Source organism: Achromobacter sp. Marseille-Q0513 (assembly GCF_018195695.1).
In the GTDB taxonomy this organism is placed as follows: domain Bacteria; phylum Pseudomonadota; class Gammaproteobacteria; order Burkholderiales; family Burkholderiaceae_B; genus Achromobacter.
In genome coordinates this window covers 1-456 of sequence record NZ_JAGTJY010000526.1, presented here as the reverse complement: position 1 = coordinate 456, position 456 = coordinate 1, and the positions used below count along the sequence as shown (strand labels likewise).

Genomic DNA, 456 nt, shown 5'->3' with positions numbered 1-456 from the left:
CCGCTGTCCATTGCCTGCAACCCCTTTCTGCGCGACTATCTGCAACGCCGCGCCAGGCTCGACGGCGAGGCCGCCAGCCGTGCGCGCCATCTGCGCGCGGCCCAAGCCTACGAGGCGCGGCAGGATCTGGCGGCCGCCGTCGGCCACGCGGTCGCGGCCGGTCAGGCGGAAACCGCGGCGCGCATGATCGAGGACCACGGCGCGCTGCGCCTGATCGCCTCGGCGGGCATCGGCCGCATCAGCCTGATGCTCGCGCCCTTGCCGCCGGCCTTGCGCCATGGCCGTCCGCGGCTGCGCCTGATGCGCATTGCCTACCTGCTGACCGAGAACAATGCGCCCGAGGCCAGCGGTGACCTGGAGCGGTTGCGCGCCGATCTGAGACGGGGCGAGGCGGGCACGCCTTATGAGCGGCTGGCCGGCGACGGTCGCTTCCAGCTGGAGTTCGCGCTGGTAGAG

General features: G+C 72.6%; 1 protein-coding gene. It reads left to right on the top strand.

Annotated elements, in window-relative coordinates:
• Window positions 1-456 (top strand): hypothetical protein (locus KDH83_RS31605; protein WP_212323125.1); only part of this gene is annotated, 456 nt, incomplete at both ends.